Annotated in this window: 20 protein-coding genes; 9 read left to right on the top strand and 11 right to left on the bottom strand. The window is 36.4% G+C overall.

Features of this window, described 5'->3' with window-relative positions:
• Nucleotides 1-2 precede the first annotated feature (2 nt).
• The 3 genes from LT143_RS05010 to LT143_RS05000 all read left to right on the top strand — a co-directional run bounded on the left by LT143_RS05010 (nucleotide 3) and on the right by LT143_RS05000 (nucleotide 2,696).
• The gene (locus tag LT143_RS05010) at nucleotides 3-926 is read left to right on the top strand and encodes a PLP-dependent cysteine synthase family protein (protein WP_246940627.1); all 924 of its coding nucleotides are present in this window, start codon (nucleotides 3-5) and stop codon (nucleotides 924-926) included.
• A 3-nt stretch (nucleotides 927-929) separates the two neighbouring features.
• The gene (locus LT143_RS05005; protein ID WP_246940624.1) at nucleotides 930-2,063 is read left to right on the top strand and encodes a bifunctional cystathionine gamma-lyase/homocysteine desulfhydrase; all 1,134 of its coding nucleotides are present in this window, start codon (nucleotides 930-932) and stop codon (nucleotides 2,061-2,063) included.
• Nucleotides 2,064-2,462: 399 nt separating this feature from the next.
• The gene (locus tag LT143_RS05000; RefSeq protein ID WP_246940621.1) at nucleotides 2,463-2,696 is read left to right on the top strand and encodes a YrhC family protein; all 234 of its coding nucleotides are present in this window, start codon (nucleotides 2,463-2,465) and stop codon (nucleotides 2,694-2,696) included.
• Nucleotides 2,697-2,772: 76 nt separating this feature from the next.
• Here the strand turns inward: LT143_RS05000 and LT143_RS04995 are convergent, their stop codons facing one another.
• Both LT143_RS04995 and LT143_RS04990 read right to left on the bottom strand, forming a co-directional pair.
• Nucleotides 2,773-3,465 carry an OmpA/MotB family protein gene (locus LT143_RS04995; RefSeq protein ID WP_246940618.1) on the bottom strand — a complete coding sequence of 231 codons (693 nt, stop codon included), beginning with the start codon at nucleotides 3,463-3,465 and terminating at the stop codon, nucleotides 2,773-2,775.
• An 8-nt stretch (nucleotides 3,466-3,473) separates the two neighbouring features.
• Nucleotides 3,474-4,991, bottom strand: coding sequence for a coiled-coil domain-containing protein (locus LT143_RS04990; protein WP_246940615.1), 1,518 nt, complete (start codon nucleotides 4,989-4,991; stop codon nucleotides 3,474-3,476).
• Between the two features lie 375 nt (nucleotides 4,992-5,366).
• Between LT143_RS04990 and LT143_RS04985 the strand changes: the two genes are divergently transcribed.
• Together LT143_RS04985 and LT143_RS04980 are read left to right on the top strand one after the other, a co-directional pair.
• Nucleotides 5,367-5,507, top strand: a complete 141-nt coding sequence (locus LT143_RS04985; RefSeq protein WP_246940611.1) for a YrzI family small protein — start codon at nucleotides 5,367-5,369, stop codon at nucleotides 5,505-5,507.
• 130 nt (nucleotides 5,508-5,637) lie between these two features.
• On the top strand, nucleotides 5,638-5,784 hold the full coding sequence (locus LT143_RS04980) for a hypothetical protein (RefSeq protein ID WP_246940608.1): 147 nt from the start codon (nucleotides 5,638-5,640) through the stop codon (nucleotides 5,782-5,784).
• Between the two features lie 90 nt (nucleotides 5,785-5,874).
• On the opposite strand, the gene sigK is transcribed toward LT143_RS04980, so the two are convergent.
• Nucleotides 5,875-6,588, bottom strand: a complete 714-nt coding sequence (gene sigK, locus LT143_RS04975; RefSeq protein ID WP_246940605.1) for an RNA polymerase sporulation sigma factor SigK — start codon at nucleotides 6,586-6,588, stop codon at nucleotides 5,875-5,877.
• Between the two features lie 176 nt (nucleotides 6,589-6,764).
• The gene (locus LT143_RS04970; protein ID WP_246940602.1) at nucleotides 6,765-8,510 is read right to left on the bottom strand and encodes a methyl-accepting chemotaxis protein; all 1,746 of its coding nucleotides are present in this window, start codon (nucleotides 8,508-8,510) and stop codon (nucleotides 6,765-6,767) included.
• 235 nt (nucleotides 8,511-8,745) lie between these two features.
• Here LT143_RS04970 and LT143_RS04965 point away from each other — a divergent pair, with 235 nt between their 5' ends.
• Together LT143_RS04965 and LT143_RS04960 are read left to right on the top strand one after the other, a co-directional pair.
• Nucleotides 8,746-8,916 carry a hypothetical protein gene (locus LT143_RS04965; RefSeq protein WP_246940599.1) on the top strand — a complete coding sequence of 57 codons (171 nt, stop codon included), beginning with the start codon at nucleotides 8,746-8,748 and terminating at the stop codon, nucleotides 8,914-8,916.
• Nucleotides 8,917-9,056: 140 nt separating this feature from the next.
• Nucleotides 9,057-10,829 carry a M3 family oligoendopeptidase gene (locus LT143_RS04960; protein WP_246941509.1) on the top strand — a complete coding sequence of 591 codons (1,773 nt, stop codon included), beginning with the start codon at nucleotides 9,057-9,059 and terminating at the stop codon, nucleotides 10,827-10,829.
• Between the two features lie 630 nt (nucleotides 10,830-11,459).
• Here the strand turns inward: LT143_RS04960 and LT143_RS04955 are convergent.
• The gene (locus LT143_RS04955; RefSeq protein WP_246940596.1) at nucleotides 11,460-11,792 is read right to left on the bottom strand and encodes a hypothetical protein; all 333 of its coding nucleotides are present in this window, start codon (nucleotides 11,790-11,792) and stop codon (nucleotides 11,460-11,462) included.
• Between the two features lie 169 nt (nucleotides 11,793-11,961).
• Between LT143_RS04955 and LT143_RS04950 the strand changes: the two genes are divergently transcribed.
• Nucleotides 11,962-12,750 (top strand): phosphatidylserine decarboxylase, encoded by a 789-nt coding sequence (locus LT143_RS04950; RefSeq protein ID WP_246940593.1) that lies wholly within the window; start codon nucleotides 11,962-11,964, stop codon nucleotides 12,748-12,750.
• 313 nt (nucleotides 12,751-13,063) lie between these two features.
• Here the strand turns inward: LT143_RS04950 and mnhG are convergent, their stop codons facing one another.
• From mnhG to LT143_RS04920, 6 genes are read right to left on the bottom strand one after another with little or no spacing between them, the layout of a single operon-like run.
• Entirely contained in the window at nucleotides 13,064-13,432 is a 369-nt protein-coding gene (gene mnhG / locus LT143_RS04945; protein WP_246940590.1) for a monovalent cation/H(+) antiporter subunit G, read from the bottom strand.
• On the bottom strand, nucleotides 13,413-13,721 hold the full coding sequence (locus tag LT143_RS04940) for a Na(+)/H(+) antiporter subunit F1 (protein ID WP_246940587.1): 309 nt from the start codon (nucleotides 13,719-13,721) through the stop codon (nucleotides 13,413-13,415). Before LT143_RS04940 ends, mnhG begins: the two co-directional genes overlap by 20 nt.
• A complete protein-coding gene (locus LT143_RS04935) occupies nucleotides 13,721-14,197 on the bottom strand; it encodes a Na+/H+ antiporter subunit E (RefSeq protein ID WP_246940584.1) in 477 nt (158 codons plus the stop codon). Before LT143_RS04935 ends, LT143_RS04940 begins: the two co-directional genes overlap by 1 nt.
• A gap of 6 nt (nucleotides 14,198-14,203) precedes the next feature.
• Nucleotides 14,204-15,697 (bottom strand): Na+/H+ antiporter subunit D, encoded by a 1,494-nt coding sequence (locus tag LT143_RS04930; RefSeq protein ID WP_246940581.1) that lies wholly within the window; start codon nucleotides 15,695-15,697, stop codon nucleotides 14,204-14,206.
• Nucleotides 15,690-16,028, bottom strand: a complete 339-nt coding sequence (locus LT143_RS04925; RefSeq protein ID WP_246940578.1) for a Na(+)/H(+) antiporter subunit C — start codon at nucleotides 16,026-16,028, stop codon at nucleotides 15,690-15,692. The genes LT143_RS04930 and LT143_RS04925 overlap by 8 nt, the downstream gene beginning before the upstream one ends.
• Entirely contained in the window at nucleotides 16,029-18,374 is a 2,346-nt protein-coding gene (locus LT143_RS04920) for a Na+/H+ antiporter subunit A (RefSeq protein WP_246940575.1), read from the bottom strand. It lies immediately after the preceding gene.
• A gap of 198 nt (nucleotides 18,375-18,572) precedes the next feature.
• On the opposite strand from LT143_RS04920, the gene LT143_RS04915 reads away from it, so the two are divergent.
• A complete protein-coding gene (locus LT143_RS04915) occupies nucleotides 18,573-19,007 on the top strand; it encodes a hypothetical protein (protein ID WP_246940572.1) in 435 nt (144 codons plus the stop codon).
• Nucleotides 19,008-19,249 lie beyond the last annotated feature (242 nt).

Here is a 19,249-nt window from a genome sequence, read left to right as displayed (position 1 = left end):
TCATGAAAGTCTATAAGAACGTTCATGAGTTAATTGGAAATACTCCTTTAGTGGAATTAACCCATTTTAACTTGCCTGAGGGTGTGCGACTATTTGCGAAACTTGAATTCTATAACCCAGGTGGAAGTATTAAGGACCGCCTTGGACTGGAGCTTCTACAGGAAGCGATTGACAGTGGGAAAGTGAAAGAAGGAGGGACCATTATCGAGCCTACTGCAGGTAATACTGGTATTGGTCTTGCCTTAGCTGCAATTGGCAGAAACATCCGAGTGATGTTCTGTGTACCTGAAAAATTCAGTATTGAAAAGCAGGAATTAATGAGAGCGTTAGGTGCAGAAGTAGTAAATACACCTACATCTGAGGGAATGAAGGGAGCCATTAAGAAAGCACAGGAATTATTGAATGAAATACCTGGTTCCTATTGTCCACAGCAATTTGGTAACCCTGCAAACCCTAATACTTACTATAAAACACTTGGCCCAGAGCTTTGGGAGCAATTAGATGGCGACATAGATGTATTCATCGCCGGAGCAGGTACAGGCGGTACCTTTATGGGAACTGCGAGATATTTAAAAGAACAAAATGCGAATATAAAAACCGTTATCGTTGAACCAGAGGGCTCCATCTTAAATGGTGGAGAATCTGGCCCACATAAAACAGAGGGAATCGGAATGGAGTTCCTACCGGAATATATGGATACTGCTTATTTTGACAATATCCACACAGTAACTGATATTGATGCGTTTCATCTTGTAAAAGAGCTAGCTTCAAGGGAAGGTTTATTAGTAGGAAGCTCGTCTGGTGCCGCTTTACATGCTGCATTGCTTGAAGCGAAAGAGGCAAAGCCTGGTACGAATATTGTCACGATTTTTCCAGATAGCAGTGAACGTTACCTTAGTAAGAAAATCTACCAGGGAGGGATTTAAGAAATGAGAAGAAAGACAAAATTAATACATGGTGGTATTGCGGGAGATCCTCATACAGGAGCAGTATCTGTACCCATTTATCAAGTAAGTACGTATAAGCAAGAAGCTGTTGGAAAGTTTAACGGATACGAATATTCAAGAACAGGTAACCCTACTCGTCATGCACTAGAAGAGCTAATTAAGGATCTAGAAAATGGAGAAGCGGGATTTGCATTTGGTTCTGGTATGGCAGCAATTACAGCGGTTGTTATGCTGTTTAACAGTGGAGATCATATCGTGCTAACAGATGATGTCTATGGTGGTACATTCCGCGTGATGACGAAAGTGTTAAACCGCTTTGGCATTGAGTCTACTTTTGTGGACACAAGTAATCTAGCTACGATTGAATCAGCGATTAAACCTAATACAAAAGCAATCTATATTGAAACACCGACAAATCCACTTCTAAAAATAACAGATATTGAGGCAGCGAGTCAGCTTGCTAAAGAACATAACCTATTAACAATCGTTGATAATACATTCAGTACACCTTACTGGCAAACACCAATTACTCTAGGTGCTGATATTGTTCTCCACAGTGCAACGAAGTATTTAGGTGGCCACAGTGACGTTGTAGCGGGCCTTGTAGTTGTGAACAGTAAGAAGTTGGCAGAAGACCTTCACTTCGTTCAAAACTCTACTGGTGGCGTGCTAGGGCCTCAGGATTCATGGTTACTAATGAGAGGGATTAAGACACTCGGAATTCGAATGGAAGAAACGGAAGAGAATACGAAAAAGCTTGTGGACTTCTTACAAAATCACTCAAGTGTTGAAAAAGTATTTTATCCTGGAATAGAAACACATCCAAACCATGAAACTGCTAAGAGGCAAGCAGGTGGTTTCGGTGGAATGATTTCATTTGATGTAGGCAGTGGTGAAAAAGCAGATCAGTTACTAGCTAAATTAAAGTACTTTACGTTAGCGGAAAGCCTAGGTGCTGTTGAAAGCTTAATTTCGGTCCCAGCAAGAATGACACATGCATCTATTCCAGTAGAGCGTCGTGCAGAGCTTGGTATTACAGAAGGTCTAGTACGTATTTCGGTTGGTTTAGAGGACGTTGAGGATTTAATTGAGGATCTACAGCAAGCCTTGGCATAAATTGTTGAAAGAGTCTTCCTTAATGGAGGGCTCTTTTTTGGGGTTGTGGATTTATGCGTCTATTATGTTTCGGCGGTAGACGCATATATCTCGAATTTCACGCATATATTCTGATTTTGGTGCATAAATTTGAAATTTCGCGCATATATTCTAAATTTGACGCATATATCTCAAACTTCGCGCATAAAAGCGAAAAGCACTATTCCCAACCAATCAAATGCAAGCAGTAAATGGTAGTTTAGGAATCAAAAAGGACAAATTAGCTCCATTTCTCCCCAAAAAACCATAAGCCTTCTCGTATAACCCCAGACAAAGGTATTGGATTTATTTACATCCCAGTATCCCCTTTTTTCTATGATAAAATAGGTTATAAGATTCATAGAAAAGAGGAACCCAACAGTGAATTTAAAAGAAATAAAAGATAAAATAACTGATTTTAACCGTTTTGGAATGGTGTTATTAGCTGTTAGTGTCTTTTTATTTATTGGGGTGTTAATTCCTTCTGAAGAGGGAAGAGAGATGACCCAAATGACTGTGATGATGGCGTCCACAATCGTGTTGTTGATCGCATCATTTCTCTTCTTTAAAAAGGCGGTAACATATAAAAAGAAAATTAGTGAACTAGAAGAATAGTTATCATAATATAGGCTAATGTTAGCCAAAAAAAGACTAATTTGGGGAAAGCATCCCTTAATTAGTCTTTTTTCTGTTATTGATTTTGCAGTACTGCATTCAATGATTCCTGCCACTTTTGATCATCTAAAATGATCTGGAATGAAATTCTTCGGTTTTTTCGGAGGTCCTCTGGTGAGTTTCCTTCTACAATAGGTTTAAACTCAGAATAACCGGTTGCTGCCAAGTATTGTGCATATTCCTTTGTTGCAAGTTTAGGATTCGCTTCTAATAGATTCTTCACAACAGAAACGGCACGGTCTGTTGATAACGTCCAGTTATCAAAAGGAACAGAATCGGTATGTCCTTCAATTAAAATGATATATAAATACGGTTTAAGTTCAGGATCATTTAGGATGGTCATAATTCCGTCGCTTAAAGAGGCTAATACTTTCTTACCTTCTTCACTCACCTCAGAACTACCTGTATCAAAAAGAATATCACCTTCAATGGAAATAGTATTGTTAGGTCCTCTTGTAACCTTATCTTTACCAACGTTCTCTTCTAGACGTTGTTCAATTAAGTCAGAAATCTGTTTTTTGATGTTAGCGGTTTGTTCGAGCTCTTGCTTAATTTCAGCTTGATCATAGGCTGTATAGATCGCTTGCACGAAAGCGATAATAGCGATAAATAAAATAACCAGTACCACCATCGCCATCATATCAGTAAAAGAAGGCCAATAATAATCTAGGTTTTCTTCCTCTTGAATTCTCGCCCTTTGTCTACTCATATTAGCACCTACTCATTAATCCGTGTTGGAATTTGGTTTCTTCTCGGAGTATTTGCTACATACTGTTGTTGCTCTAACATTTTCAATAAAACCTGATAAACTTCCGTTAAGTATTGCTGTACTTGATTTAATTCATACATAGATCGCTCACTCATCATCTCAATCGTTCGGATTAGCTCGCGGTTTTCATTATTCATAGAATTACCTCTTGCACGAGATTGTTCCATCTTTGAATCCATTAATTCTCTCCGGAACCTCTCTAAACAATCATTCCACGCTTTTTCTAGCTGATGAACAGAAGAAGAAAAGTCTTGAGCAGCATGAATGTATTGTGAATGTTTATCTTGAAAAGCATAAGTCATTTCTTCTTGTTTTTGATAGAGTCTACGTTCCATTTCATCTTGCTTAGTATAGGCACGGTTCATTTGGTCCTCCAAGCCTTTTAAAAAGAGCTGACTAATCTCTGCTGTTTTAGTGGAAGAGTCTTTAAGAAGCTGGTCAGATCGTTGAAGCATTTGTTCAAAACGACGTTGCCCGGCTTCCTGTTTATCCATGGAACCTTGTATGTGTTTTTCAAGGCCTTTTATTGCACGTTCAAGCGTCTGAAGCTCCGAATCAATACCCGTTCTCACATGTTGTAAAGAAGAGATGGAACTAGATAGTTCATGACTAAATTCTTTTAGTCGCTCAGCAGCTTCTGAAAAAGCAACAGTAGCCCGTTCTTGTTCCGTCAACATGTTTTTTACCTGTCCAGTAATCTCTTTTAATTCATCTGTTAAATGAACCATTCGATGACCAAAAGCAGACACAGACGTTTCAAAAGCTTCCTGAACTTTCTCAGAGAATCGATCTAAAATCTTCTCCATCAAATCTTTTGGTTTGTCATTTTGAATTTTACTAGCTATTGAGTGATCTAATAAACTTTCTGCTTCCGCCAGGATACTATTCTTGTAATAGCTAATCGAGGTGCCTCCTGATAAAAAACCAGTCTGGAATAAATTTAACAACAGAGAACTTCCAATTCCAGCGATACTCGTGACAAAGGCTAAGCTCATTCCTTGAAAAGGAAGAGAAATTGCTGAAACAATACTATTCATCGTCACTTCACTTGAAGGAGAGCTAATCGTGGTTAAAATCTCCTGCATCGAAAACATCGCTATGGTTAGACCGATAAATGTACCAAGTATTCCGCAAATAATGGCTGTCATCGGTAACAGTTGTTGAAGTTTTAACACATTACCTACTGGAGATGTAAGGAATCCAAATAAACGAATCCTTTCTTTTAGGAAATGCTTCTCCACTAGTGAGATGGTATTTATATGTTCATGCTGCTGTTCCTTATACGTTTGATATTCTTTTACGACGTTTTGAATCCATGTAACGGATGAGGTTGTTGTAGTAGATTGATCAAGCTTCTCTAATTCGTTTAGCCAACTTCTAAAAGTAACCATGACTTGAAAGTGGCAGACAACACCGAATAAAGTAATACAGCCAATGATAATCAGAATCAAAGATGATGTTTCCATGATGATCCCCCCTTATATTATAGGTATGGGAGAGGAATGGTGGATTTGCCTATTTTTGTCCAAAAAAAATTTTTATTTAAAAAGTGGTTTACACCTTCCACTATTTTGGATATAATTACCACTGTAAACAAATTTAACCAAAGGAGGTCGAAACACATGTTATTGAATGGAACGGTTTTAATTGCTTCTCTAACTTCATATGTAAATAGCTATTCGACCATTTCTGGATTGGTTAAAACAAACTAACATTGTCTGTTAACATCCACAGGGCGAATAGTATCCTGTGGTTTTTTTATGCCTAAAACCACAGGATCTACCTGTGGTTTTTTTGTGCCAAAAAAACAGCCATTGAAATGAACTAAAGGAGGTGTTCATATGACCTTAAATATTTTATTCTTTACAATTACAATTAACAGAAGAATACGTTCAGAAAAAGAAGTTTATCGAGAACAAAACTTTGAACAAATTACAGAGCAAATGCATGAACTTAAGCGAACACTTAGGCACTTTATTTAATCTTAATAAATCTGAAAAGAAAGCGAGGTTTTATTGATGTGGAATAGCAAGAAGAGTTCAATAATTGTTTGGTTATGGGTGGAGAAGGATTCCACCTGACTAATGAAGTATTAAATTAGGAGGAATTAACATGGTACCATTTCATTTATTTTTGTTTGCTTTCTTTAAAAAAGCAGATAAAGAGATGTCTATGTCTGACTATCATCAAAGTCAGTTATCGAAGAAGATTCAAGAACGATCTAAAGATATTCAATACAATATGAGACATTATCTATAATAAAAAGGGCCCCGTTATGTAAAACGGGGCCCTTTAACTTATGCTCTTTTCGGGTTGAAAAACAACAAAGTTTTAGAAAAGAGCCTACACTTAAGACCTTCGACGCTCCTTTTCAGCTCGATAAAACTCATGAAACATCTTCATTAGCGCTCTCTTCTCAATTCGAGAAACATAGCTTCTAGAAATACCTAGCTCTTTTGCAATCTCTCTTTGTGTCTTCTCTTTTTGCAAATCAAGACCAAAGCGACCTGTAATAACCTCTCTTTCTCGCTCATCCAAAATATCAATATATTCCTTGATTTTTTCTAATTCCATATTCAATTGTATAGTCTCAATGATGTCCTCGGATTCAGATTTTAGAACATCAATTAGCGATATTTCATTACCTTCTTTATCCTGGCCTATTGGGTCATGAAGGGAAACATCTTTCTTCGTTTTCTTTAGAGCTCTTAAGTGCATCAATATTTCATTTTCAATACATCTTGCTGCATAAGTTGCTAGTTTTGTACCTTTACCTTGTGAATAGCTTTCAATGGCCTTAATCAGACCAATTGTTCCTATGGAGATTAAATCTTCCGCATCTTCACCTGTATTCTCAAATTTTTTGACAATATGAGCAACCAGTCTCAAGTTATGTTCGATGAGAAGATTTCTAGCTTCATCATCTCCTTCGGCCATAAGGTTTAAATATTTCTGCTCCTCACTTGAAGATAAAGGCTGAGGAAATGCATTGTTCTTAACATATGTGACGAATAATACTAGCTCTTTGACAAAGAACCCGAGTGCAGCTAATAAGCCCGCCATTTCCGTTCACCTCCAAAAGGTATGTAGGCATGTGCCTATCTTATACCTATGTACCAGTAGGCTTGTTTGTGTCTGTACACAAAAAAAAGGACTAGCCTTTCCTTGGAAAGTCTTTTCCTTTTGTTTATTTCAATTAAGGTTGTCACTTCATTTTTTACGTATTAAATAGGGCTTTATTAATGCAGTTTAAATTGTTTTGTGATGGTAGCTAGTGAGTTGGCGAGCTTTTGCAATTCTACTCCAATCCCATGAGTGGATTCCATTTTCTGAATTTGTTCATCACTCGCAGCAAGCATTCTCTCTGAGCTTGCTAACGTTTCTTGAGATACAGACGCACTACTAATCGTTGTCTGTTCTAAAGCTGGTAAGGCGTGCTGGAGTTCGAATAGGACCCCTTTCATGTTTACGAGACGATCATTGAGTAGGTCAATTTCTTTCATAAGCTCATCAAATGACATTTGTGAATCGGTTGCAATTGAAAGATTGGATTTAATTTTTTTTAGCATGGATGTAAATTCATTTGAAGCTTTATGTGTGATCCCTTCCATGTTCTGTATGGAAGCAATGATTTCCTCAGTTGCTAGGGCTGATTGGTCTGCGAGCTTTCTTACTTCGTTAGCTACAACAGCAAACCCTTTCCCAGCCTCACCTGCTCTGGCGGCCTCAATCGTAGCATTCAGGGCAAGTAGTTTGGTCTGTTCAGCAATTCCCTTTATTAAACCAACCATGTTCGAGATCGAGGCAGAATGCTCGTTAACTTCCTGAATAGTTGTGGTCATGTGAGCAAAATCTGCTTCATAACTATGGAACGTTTGGATTAATTCATTTATTTTGGTTTCACCTTGCTCGGCTGATTGATTCATATCTTGAGAGCGATTAAATACCTCGTCCATATTGGAAATAAGATTTTCTGTTTGGTCTTTCATAGCTTGAAAATCATTTACACTTTCTTCAGAGCTGCTAGCTGTTTGGACAGCACCTGCTTTTACAACTTTAATGGATTCCACTAGTTGAAGACTATATGATAGTGCCTCTTCTGAGGAGCCACTTAAATTTTCTCCTGTTTTTTCAAGTTGTTTTGTAGTTTCATCTAATTCAAGAATAACAGTTCGCATCTTCTCAACCATCATACGATAGCTCTTGTTTAAGGATACGAGTTCTGGAATGGTTGTACGAATGGACTCAGGATCATTGAGATTACCTGATCTGATTTCAACCATGCTTTTATGTAAAGCAGATAGTGGGCTTGTAAAGCTTCGAACAAAAAAGAAAATAAGAACGGTAGATATGACTAAACTAATGATTATAGTAAAAAGTGTAAACTGAGACATCTTGTTAATTGGACCTAAATAAGATTGCATAGGGACTAGAAGCACATAGTGTCCGTTAATCTCATCCATCTCTTGCACTGCAACAGAATAACGTTGACCACTTATTGTCGCTTCAAATACACCATTACTAACCTTTGCAACCTTTTGAATGAGTGTATCAGAAAATAAGAGAGTATGATCCTTACTTACTTGAAAAGGGAGAATTTGGTTCTCGGAGATATAGAAAGCATCAGATTGCATCCCGTCTTTTTCTAATTGCTTCTGTTGGGTACGAATAGCAATCTCTAATTGTTGTTTAAAGTATTGTTCATCACTTACATATAGAAATTTTAGGTTTTCCGCCATATAGGACATAATCTCAGCTTCACGATTTAACCGATTCTCAATCGTCTTAATAGTTGTTTCTCTTGCCTGAAAATAAGAGCTTAACCCAACTGTGGTAACAGAGACAATGACTAAAAAGATGAATAAGAATAAGAGTCTGTTTCGTAAGCTGAACTTTTCTAATAATTTGGTGGTAGTTTGAGTCAATGGGTTGCGAGTAGCTAACGTCTGTTTCTTTCTTAACATCTTAAGTTTTTTGAACTTCATGTCGGCCTCCAATTAAAATATACTCTCTCTACATAATAGGACAAATTCCAACACGTTGTTGTTAAGATATTGTAAAGATTAGCTAAATTACTGGTTAATAAGTCCTGAATATTTTAAAAATGCATGGTGCTTATAACGCTCGCAATATTTTTACTTCTAACTAAACGAATGTCCTATACACTTTTTCACTAGTTACATAGACTAAAGTATAAGTAACTTATAAGGAGTGAGAAGGATGTCTTACTATGGATATAGCCCTTATCCTGTGTATGGTTATCCAGGGTATGCTGCTGGTTCTTATGGTGGTGGAGGATTTGGTTGGGGGTATGCCCTAATCGTCGTGTTGTTAATTTTGTTAATAGTCCTTGGTGGAGGATATTATTACAACAATGTATATCGAAGATAAATAGGCTTATGCTACAGGCATAAGCTTTTTTTAATGGCTTATTTTTAGAGTTATGGCAGAACAAACTTCATATTTAATAATTTAAAATAGAAATATCTGATTTATTTCGATATACTAAATATATAGATTTTTTAGGGGGGATTAGAGTGAGTACATATTCATTAACATGGGATTTAGACAGGTTCTTTAATGGTGGGAGCGACTCTCCTGAATTTAAAAAGTATATTGAAAGTTTAGCTCAAAATGTAGAAGGATTAAATACTCAGTTAGATTCGATTCATGAGGTAAATGAGCTGCCTGAAGTTATTGAAACCATTCAAGTGGTTATGAATCAAGTAAGAGAGGCTAGCGCGTTTATTTCATGTTTACAGGCACAAAATGTCGCAGATAAGAAAGCTGATGAATTAAGAGGCAAAACCACAAGTCTTTCTGCATCCTTTCAAGCTGCATTAGGAAAGTTTGATCAGTTCCTATTATCAGTTGATGAGAATGACTGGAACGATTTCTTGAATAGAGAAGAACAACAATCGTTACGTTTTATCTTAGAAGAACGTAAAGAGCGTGCTGCTGAAATGCTAGATGTCAATCAAGAATCTTTAATACTTGGGCTTGGAGTAGACGGCTATCACGGATGGTCACAAATGTACGATACCATTACAGGGAAAATTAAGATCCCATTTGAAGAAAATGGAGAGGTAAAACAATTATCTATTGGTCAAGCTGCAAACAAGTTTTCGCATCCAGATCGAAATGTAAGAAAAGCTGTTTTTGAGAGCTGGGAACAAGCTTGGGAAGAAAGTGGAGATCTCATCTCTCAGACGTTAAATCATCTAGGGGGCTTCCGTTTAACGACTTATAAAAACCGTGGTTGGGAAGATGTTTTAAAAGAACCACTATTTATTAACAGAATGAATAAAGAAACATTAGATACAATGTGGAACGTAATCGATAAGTATAAGCCAGTATTTGCAGAATACTTACAAAAGAAGGCATCATTACTTGGTCTTGAAAAATTAAGTTGGTATGATCTAGATGCGCCACTGGCCTCTTCTTCAAGTACAGTTTCTTACCAAGAGGGAGCAGAATTTATTCTTGAAAACTTTGCTCAATTCGGTCCTAAAATGGCGGAGTTCTCTCGTAAGGCTTTTGAGGATCGTTGGATTGAGGCGGAGGATCGTAGTGGGAAGAGACCAGGCGGTTTCTGCACAAGTTTCCCTGAGAAACAAGAATCCCGAATCTTTATGACTTATTCTGGTACACCATCTAATATTTCAACGCTTGCTCATGAATTAGGTCATGCTTTCCATCAACACGTCATGAATGACTTAGAACCTTTAAACCAGCGCTATGCCATGAACGTTGCAGAAACAGCATCAACATTCGCAGAAATGATTGTTGCGGATGCAGCGGTTAAAAATGCTAAATCAGAAGAGGAAAGATTAGCTCTACTCGAAGATAAAGTACAACGAAGTGTAGCACTATACATGAACATTCACGCAAGATTCCTTTTTGAAACTTCCTTCTATGAAGAAAGAAAACAAGGAATGGTCAGTCAAGCAAGACTAAACGAACTAATGGAAAACGCGCAGAAAACATCTTACTTAGATTCTTTAGATACGTATCATCCAACTTTCTGGGCTTCCAAGCTTCATTTCCATATTACTGGAGTGCCATTCTATAACTTCCCATATACGTTTGGATACTTATTCTCTCTAGGCATCTATGCAAGGGCTTTAGAAGAAGAAGGATTCGAGGAAAAGTATATTGCGTTGTTAAGAGACACTGGTCGTATGACAGTAGAAGATTTAGCACAAAAACACTTAGGTGTTGACTTAACAAAGCCTGATTTCTGGGAGAAAGCTTTACTTCTATCTGTTCAGGACGTACATGATTTCTTAGAAATGACGAAGTAAACAATAAAGAGGTTGGGACATAAGTATTCCAGTTTATTAAAAACCCAAACTATTTAGTGGATTTTTCACTTTATAGTTCGGGTCTTTTTTTTGTTAATGCAAACTATATTTAATAAATTAGTGAAATGAAGCGGAAGACACTCGACTCCTGCGGGAAAAAGAGAAAGGGTCGAGACCCCGCAGGCGAAGCCGGTGTCTAGCTGCAGTGCCCAACTCCTCGAATCAAATAACCCTACATTAAGCAAAGGGAAAGACCACCCTTTTCTTAATGCAGGAACATTTGCTTGTCGGAGTTAACCAGGGCACTTCCGCTTTTCAATGAGGAGGCTCGACTTTCTCCCCGCGGAAAGCGAGGGTCTGCAGCGCAATGGAACGCATTTGTTTTTCAAGGTAAGCAGATTAATAAGTAACAAAAGTATCCAAAAACAAATATATATGAACAATTAAATATTCGTGTTTGAGGAAGTCACAATTAGTTATGTCCAACCTCTTTTTTAGTGCCAGGCTTTAAGTAGAGAGAGTGCGCTTTTCTACCAATAATCACTTAGGTTTGACAGTTAAAAAGGTTAGGTTTTTAGAGAAAGTTTCCCTGAAAAGCAACAAAGTAGTAGAAAAGAGCCTTATTAATACTCAATAGTTAATCGTCTTCATTTCCTCACGTTGACTAACCTTCTCAATCTTATCAACAAACATTTGAAATACTTTTCTCTGTTCTTCTAAATCTTTAATATCTTCTTTTAATTTTGTATATTTTTCTTCAAATGGCTTATGATAGCTTTGTTTAATTACTTTAGTGATTTCCTCATTAGAGGTTGATTGAATAACTTGGTTTGTAATGCCATACTTAAACGAATATATATGTAATTCACGTTTCACCAATTCATATTGCTCATTCACTTCATTTAAGTACTGAACAATTTCTTTCTTCCATTCGTCTAGTGATTGTTTAAGATAACTTTCCATATCCATCTCCTTATACGTAAAATATTTCTACCTTATTTATCTATATTATTCGCTGGATTCTATTCATTTCTGAGGGCGAGTGCTAACAGATTCATATTTGTTATTTTAGATGGTACATTGTATCATCTAATTATTAGTATTATCTTTGGATTGTTCAGGAGGAAGAAGTTTGATTAAGTTCTTTTATCGTTCACTTATTGAATTAACAAATAGACCATTTCTGTCAAAATGGTTAGAAAGAGTAACAAGATCTAAGTTTAGTAAAGTATTAGTCCCTTCTTTTACACGTGTCTATCAATTAAACATAAAGGAAATGGAAAAACCTCTTTCTGAGTACCAGACCCTTCATGATCTTTTTACACGTAGGTTAAATCAAACAGCACGAAATGTACACTCGGATGTAGATTCGCTTGTAAGCCCTGTTGATGCTGTATTAGCAGAACATGGGACAATTTCAAACAACCAGACGTTTGTTGTCAAAGGAAAGACTTACTCCATAGCAGAGATGCTAGGGGATCTGCAAGTCGTGAAGAAATATCTTAATGGTCAATTTATGATCCTCTATTTAAGTCCAAGTCATTATCATCGAATTCATTCACCTATTACAGGTAACATCCTGAATTCTTGGTCACTAGGTACATCCTCATATCCTGTTAACCAGTTAGGTGTAAAATATGGAAAGAGTCCATTCACTAAGAACTATCGTGTAATAACGGAAATGAAAGGTGAACATGGCCACCTAGCATTAGTAAAGGTAGGGGCTATGTTTGTTAATAGTATTGATATCACTCATCGTGGAGAGTTTATTCAAAAAGGAGAAGAAATCGCTTATTTTTCATTCGGCTCTACAGTCATTCTTCTATTTGAAAATGATACCTTTCTGCTCGCTGATGATATAAAACTAGGGCAGGAAGTTAAACAAGGTCAATTATTGGGGAAGATGATAAATAGAAAGTAAACTTCTTTATTATCTTGGGTTAGACTAGAAGTAACCCAGCCCTAGTAAATACCACTCGAAAAAAGGGACACTATGGATTTTTGACATCCATATGTGTCCCTTTTTTTTAGTTTGGCTCTTTTCGTATAGATTGTTGCTTTCGTAAAAATCCCAAAAGCCGGATTTTTACTCGGTATTACACTGGTCAGTGCTTTAAATAGAGAAAGTTGCTCTTTTCTAACAATTATCACTTCGGTCTTATAGTATTAGAAGGGATGTTTATTATAAAATTAGGTTAAAAAAGCAACAAAGTTTTAGAAAAGAGCCTTAAGTTTTATTTGCTTTCTTCACGGTCTTTTATCTCTAATTCATTTTTTACACTTTTATGCCATAAAGGAATTCCGCTATTATAAGCAGCACGAGCAATCATATGTCCACTAACAGGTAGAGTAATAAGAACAAAGATAATTCCAAGAATTAAGGAGCTACTAAGTTCCCCTTCTACGAAAAGAAAATAGAAAAAAGTTCCTAAGAGGATACTCGCAATTCCAAGTGTTGCCCCTTTCGAAGCGGCATGTGATCGTGTGTAAACATCTGGTAAACGAATCATTCCAATGGAGCTAGAAAAGATAAAAAAGGTACCGAATAAAAGAAGAAAGCTTATCAATAAAGTGAAAAAGGGATTAAGACTTATCTCTGTCATGTTCAATAATCACTCCCTTTTCAATAAATTTTGCAACAGCGATTGTTCCGATAAACGCTAGAATACCGATTAAGAGAATAACCTCATTGAAAAATGTTGTATTAAGTTTAATTGCAACTAATGCAGCTAGTGCGATCAAACTAATTCCTATACTATCTAAGGCAATAGCACGGTCAGGATTTGTTGGTCCTTTAATTGTCCGATATAGCAGCAGTAAGATAGATATAGAAACAATAACGAGAGAAATTACGATAGACCAATGAAGAATCGAATTCATGATTTGATCCATTATCTGGTCACCTCCATAATTGCAACCTCAAACGTGTCTTTAATTGCCTTAACGGTTTCATCTTTGTCGCGTATATCCATTGCATGAATATAAATGGTCTGATTGTCAGGAGAAACCGTCATGGATAATGTTCCAGGTGTTAAGGTAATTAGATTAGCTAACAAGGTAATTTCCCAATTTGAACGTAATACAGTCGGTAAGGCGATGATACCTGGTTGTATATCAAGCGTTGGCCGATATACAACCTTTACGACCTCTAAATTAGACAAGATTAGTTCTCTTATAAAAATAAAAATTAGTTTAAGTATCGCTTTAACCTTTTTAAAGTAAAAGGTACCAGGGATAAACCTCCTAAAAAGAAACAGGAGGACGGCTCCAACTAGGAAACCAAGAAAGAAATACCCGAACGAAAAATTCTCTAAAAGAAACATCCATATAAATGCGATTAAAATATTTAAGATTAATTGAAAAGCCATATGCACCTACTCCTTCAAGACATTCTCAATATAGTAGGAGGGATTTGCAAGCGTATCCCCTATATATTGGATGTAAGGGTATATATAATCGGCACCGACACCTAAAACAACTGAAAACAGTAATAAGAAAATGATAGGTGCTAAATAACCAGTAGTAGAGACGATTGGTTTTGACTTTTCTTGTTCGGCTTCTTCACCCCAAAATACTCCAATAAATATTCTGAAGACAGAAAGTAAGATTAACAAACTAAGAAGGAGTGCTACAATTAATGCAATATAATTACCCGTCTCAAATCCACCTCGTACTAGTAAGTATTTACCGATGAACCCACTAAAAGGCGGGATACCAGCTAGCACAAGCGACGATAGGAAAAATGACCACCCTAAGACTGGATAGCGATGAATGAGTCCACCCATCTTCCGTATGTCACTAGTACCTGTAATGGCTATAATCGTTCCTACTAATAAAAAGAGTGCGGCTTTAATGATCATGTCATGAACTAAATAATAAACAGCTCCAGCTAAAGAGGTGACACTATAGACCCCAATCCCAATCATGATAAAGCCAACCGCAGGGATAATATTATAGGCAATAATTAATTTAATATTGTAGGTAGATAGAGCACCGGCAACACCGAACAATATCGTTAAGACACCTAAAATAATAAATAGCTGATGTGTAAAGTCTGCTTGGTGGCCAAAAATAAGGGTAAACGTTCTTAAGATAGAATAAAGACCTACTTTTGTTAATAATGCCCCAAACAAAGTAGAGACAACAGGATGTGGAACAGCATACGATTTCGGTAACCAGAAATACAAAGGAAAGATCGCTCCTTTTGTAGCAAAAACAACAAAAAGCATAATTCCGATTGTTGTTAATATTCCTGACTGCCCTGCTTCTCCTACTCTAACAGCTAGTTGTGCCATATTGACTGTACCCACTACCGAGTAGAGGAAAGCAACCGTTGTTACAAATAAAACAGAAGAGAATACATTGATTAATACATACTTTATAGATTCTCTGAACTGCTGTTTCTCTCCACCTAGAATAATAAGACCATATGAAGCCATTAACAATACTTCAAAAAACACAAAAAGGTTAAAAAGATCACCGGTTAAGAAAGCACCGGAAACACCTGCAATTAAAAAGTGGAAAAACATGTAAAAGTAAAACTTTTGTTCTTTTGCATGGACTGTTTTAAATCCATAAAAAGCAGCAGCTATCGCAATAATACTCGTCGTTGTTACAAGTAGCATAGCTAATTCATCTGCTACGATAATAATTCCGTAAGGTGCAGGCCAATCACCAGCTTCTAGAATAATAGGTCCATTCTGCAAGACATAAGCCAGTAAGCTAAATGCAAGGATGGATTGAACAATGACAAAGATTCCCGTCATCCATTTTGTCATGGTCGTTTTTTTATTCAAAAATACTGAAAGAATGGCTGCTATAATTGGCAAAAGGATAGGTAAGATCGCTAAGTTGTTAAAATTACTCATGCTCTGTACCTCTTAATTCTTCTAAATTATCTGTTTTGTTCGTTTTATATGTTTTATAAGCTAATACAAGTAAAAAAGACGTTACTCCAAAGCTTATAACAATTGATGTCAAAATAAGTGCTTGAGGAAGTGGATCACGGTAAAACTCCACACCTTCTTTTAAAATAGGTGGAGCTCCTTCCGGAAATCCCCCCATCGTTAAGATAAACAAGTGCGCCCCGTGAGAGAGCAACCCAGTCCCGATAATGACTCTTAAAAGCTGTTTTTGTAGTAAAAGATAAATACCACATGTAAAGAGTATTCCAGAGAGAATCGACATAATGATTTCCATTTACTCTACATCTCCCTTCCTGCTGTATTTAATCATGGCGAGTATACCAAGAGCGGCTATTCCAAGGACACAAATTTCAAGCATTGTATCTAGTCCCCTCATATCAACAAGAATAACGTTTACAACGTTATCGCCCCCACCTAATTTATAGGAGTACTTTAGAAAATAATCTGAAATAGATTCAAACCATTTTGAGCTATGAGATGCAATTCCTATAAACGTAATCATTAATCCAAATGCAACTGACACAATGATATTAATGAGTTTACTTCCAGAAGTATCTTTTTCTGGCTTAAGTTTAGGTAGGTGATAAAAACATAATAAAAATAATGCAACGGATACGGTTTCAACACTCAGCTGTGTTAAAGCTAGGTCTGGCGCAGAGAAGAATACAAATAATAATGATAGACCATACCCGACAACTCCTAGAGCTAGGATTGCTGCAATTCGATTGGATATAAATATTATTGAAATGGCCGCAATCATCATCGTAAGAGCAATAATTAATTCTGGTATCGCTAATGCTGAATTTGTCACTTGATCAAATTTAAAACCAGTTGTTATATAAATCGTATACAGACCAAGAATCGCGATAAAACCAATGATAATTCTAAAATAATTTCGTAGAGATCCTGTCATATAAGTATTTGTTAGTGTTGCTGAACCTTTGAAAATACCACCGACAATACTGTCATAAGCTTTATTCATGCTCCAACTTCCAGGGAAGCGGTCATACACATGAACCCATTTGCTTCTAGTAAAGTATAAGAGTGTACCAGTAAACAACACAATTAATGACATAAACAATGGTGCATTAAAGAAGCCATGCCAAAAATATATCTTTGTATGTGGGACTTCACTTCCCATAACTGCTGCAACAGCAGGAGTCAAAAGGTAATGATTAAATGGTCCCGGAAATAAAGCAATGACAATAATTAGTACAACTAAGACAAAAGGAGATAGTAACATCCCAAGTGGAGGATCATGTGGTTTTCTCTCAAGCTTGGAAAGCTTCAATTCACCTGTAAACGTTTGAAAATATAGAATCATGGAATATACAAAAGTGAAAATGCTTCCTATCACTGCAATTACCGGGAAAAATGGAGCTACCATTTGATAAATGGATCCACTCTCTAACCGTAAATCAACGGCTGCATCAAAGAACATCTCCTTACTTAAGAAACCATTAAGTATAGGGAGAGGAATACCTGCCATAGAAAATACCCCAAAAATTGCTAAGGTTGCTGTAATAGGCATTAAAGTGAATAATCCACCAAGTCTTCTTATATCTCTGGTACCTGTTTCATGGTCTACAATTCCAGCCACCATGAACAAGCTACCTTTAAACGTAGCATGATTTAAAATATGAAAAATGGCAGCAAATACAGCTACTCCTGTTCCAAAACCTAGCATAGCCATAATCATGCCTAGCTGACTAATGGTGGAATAGGCTAAGATTCCTTTTAAGTCAGTATGTTTTACTGCATTATAAGATCCCCAACAAAGAGTTAATAACCCGAAACCAGATACTATAAGGAAAAATTCATCTGTACCAGAAAATAAAATGGATAATCTAGCAACTAAATAGATTCCTGCTTTTACCATTGTCGCCGAGTGTAAATAAGCACTAACAGGTGTTGGGGCTTCCATAGCATCTGGTAGCCAGGTATGAAATGGAAATTGTGCTGATTTCGTGAAAGCTCCTAACAAAACTAATAATAAAATTGGTAGGAAATAATCACTCTGAATAATGACATCTGCATGTTGAATAAGCCCTCTTATACTGTTTGTCCCCACTACTATTGACATCCAGACTAAACCAGCAAGCATACTCAATCCACCAAAAACGGTAATTAGCATAGATTTCTGGGCACCGTATCTTGACTTTTCTCGGTGATTCCAAAAACCGATTAATAAGAATGAGGATAAGCTGGTAAATTCCCAAAACATATAGAAGACAAACAAATTATCAGAAAACACTACCCCAAGCATAGCGGTCATGAACATGAGTAAATACACATAGAAATGACCTAATTTTTCAGTCTTATGTAGATAATAAATCGAATAAAAAACCACTAAAGAACCAATACCAGTAATAAGTAGCCCAAATAACATACTTAATCCATCAACATAAAGATCAAAATTGATCCCAAGTGATGGCATCCAATTCAATTGTAGGAAGAGTGGTTTATGTATTACGGTACTAACTAAGGATAGTAAATAAATAAAGATGAATAGCGGTACTACAAGGATAAACCAACCAGTATGAACTCCCTTAATTTTTTTGAAGAGGATTGGAGCAAGTATAGCCATTATTAGAGGGGCGATAATAAGAAAGTGAAGCATTTCTATAATCCTCCTTTTTTCTATTGTGTATGAGTATGATGACTCATCAGTTGTTGCCTAGGGTTTAGTATGCTTTAGAAGTGAATTCTTATTAATTGTACCCACATTTTATATAGAACTTCAACTAATATCTATTAAGTAAAAAAAGTATGAAAACCTAATTCTCTTCACATATTAAATAGGAAAGGATGTGCAAAAATGAAATATTTTATTCTATATATTTTTATCATTTCTTTAGTAGCATGTAGTAATGGAAATGACACCGATATATCTTTATTACCTAGAGAATATTATCGTCCATTACTTACAGAAAAGGAAATTGGCGTGGCGTTTTCAAAAAACAAGGAATCTCTAGATGACTTGATTCCTCAAATCATTCAACATGAGAAAATAAGTGAAGCCATATATGTAACGCATGAGGGGGAAACGGTGATTGGACTTAGATTAATGCCGTACCACCGGAAGGCTAGTCATGAAGTCATTAAAGAAATTGCAACCCTCTCCATGATAGAAGAAACAAATATCATTGATGATCCAAGAAAATATCGTATAATGGAAAAGCTTAATCAAGATAAAAAGATCTATGGAATAACGACTAGTTGGATAGATGAGTGGATGAGTTTAAAAGAATAAGGAAGATTTCTTTTCCGCAACTTTGATAGCTAGTAGAACATTAAGCGAGGGTGGGACCACTTATAATAGTAAAGAAAAGGGCAATAAAAAGAAGCTGTTTTCTTATAGATTGTTGCTTTCGTAAAAATCCAAAAAGCCGGATTTTTACTTGTTAGTACAAAGTCTCTGCTTTAAATATAGAGAGTTGCTCTTATCTAACCTAAAAAATCAGTTAATCATATGAAATATGGAAGAATTGCTGA

It is taken from the genome of Bacillus pinisoli (genome assembly GCF_023036475.1).
In the GTDB taxonomy this organism is placed as follows: domain Bacteria; phylum Bacillota; class Bacilli; order Bacillales; family SA4; genus Bacillus_BS; species Bacillus_BS pinisoli.
The sequence above is the reverse complement of the archived record's forward strand: the minus strand, read 5'-3'. Positions and strand labels throughout refer to the sequence as shown.

Coding starts and splice junctions, on each gene's coding strand:
- LT143_RS04935 (WP_246940584.1), bottom strand. CDS start 14,197: ATGGCTTTTCAATTAATCTTAAATATTTTAATCGCATTTATATGGATG.
- LT143_RS04940 (WP_246940587.1), bottom strand. CDS start 13,721: ATGGATCAAATCATGAATTCGATTCTTCATTGGTCTATCGTAATTTCT.
- sigK (WP_246940605.1), bottom strand. CDS start 6,588: ATGGCGGGCTTATTAGCTGCACTCGGGTTCTTTGTCAAAGAGCTAGTA.
- LT143_RS05005 (WP_246940624.1), top strand. CDS start 930: ATGAGAAGAAAGACAAAATTAATACATGGTGGTATTGCGGGAGATCCT.
- LT143_RS04970 (WP_246940602.1), bottom strand. CDS start 8,510: ATGAAGTTCAAAAAACTTAAGATGTTAAGAAAGAAACAGACGTTAGCT.
- mnhG (WP_246940590.1), bottom strand. CDS start 13,432: ATGACAGAGATAAGTCTTAATCCCTTTTTCACTTTATTGATAAGCTTT.
- LT143_RS04985 (WP_246940611.1), top strand. CDS start 5,367: ATGACCTTAAATATTTTATTCTTTACAATTACAATTAACAGAAGAATA.
- LT143_RS04965 (WP_246940599.1), top strand. CDS start 8,746: ATGTCTTACTATGGATATAGCCCTTATCCTGTGTATGGTTATCCAGGG.
- LT143_RS04930 (WP_246940581.1), bottom strand. CDS start 15,697: ATGAGTAATTTTAACAACTTAGCGATCTTACCTATCCTTTTGCCAATT.
- LT143_RS04980 (WP_246940608.1), top strand. CDS start 5,638: ATGGTACCATTTCATTTATTTTTGTTTGCTTTCTTTAAAAAAGCAGAT.
- LT143_RS04955 (WP_246940596.1), bottom strand. CDS start 11,792: ATGGAAAGTTATCTTAAACAATCACTAGACGAATGGAAGAAAGAAATT.
- LT143_RS05010 (WP_246940627.1), top strand. CDS start 3: ATGAAAGTCTATAAGAACGTTCATGAGTTAATTGGAAATACTCCTTTA.
- LT143_RS04990 (WP_246940615.1), bottom strand. CDS start 4,991: ATGGAAACATCATCTTTGATTCTGATTATCATTGGCTGTATTACTTTA.
- LT143_RS04925 (WP_246940578.1), bottom strand. CDS start 16,028: ATGGAAATCATTATGTCGATTCTCTCTGGAATACTCTTTACATGTGGT.
- LT143_RS04915 (WP_246940572.1), top strand. CDS start 18,573: ATGAAATATTTTATTCTATATATTTTTATCATTTCTTTAGTAGCATGT.
- LT143_RS04920 (WP_246940575.1), bottom strand. CDS start 18,374: ATGCTTCACTTTCTTATTATCGCCCCTCTAATAATGGCTATACTTGCT.
- LT143_RS04995 (WP_246940618.1), bottom strand. CDS start 3,465: ATGAGTAGACAAAGGGCGAGAATTCAAGAGGAAGAAAACCTAGATTAT.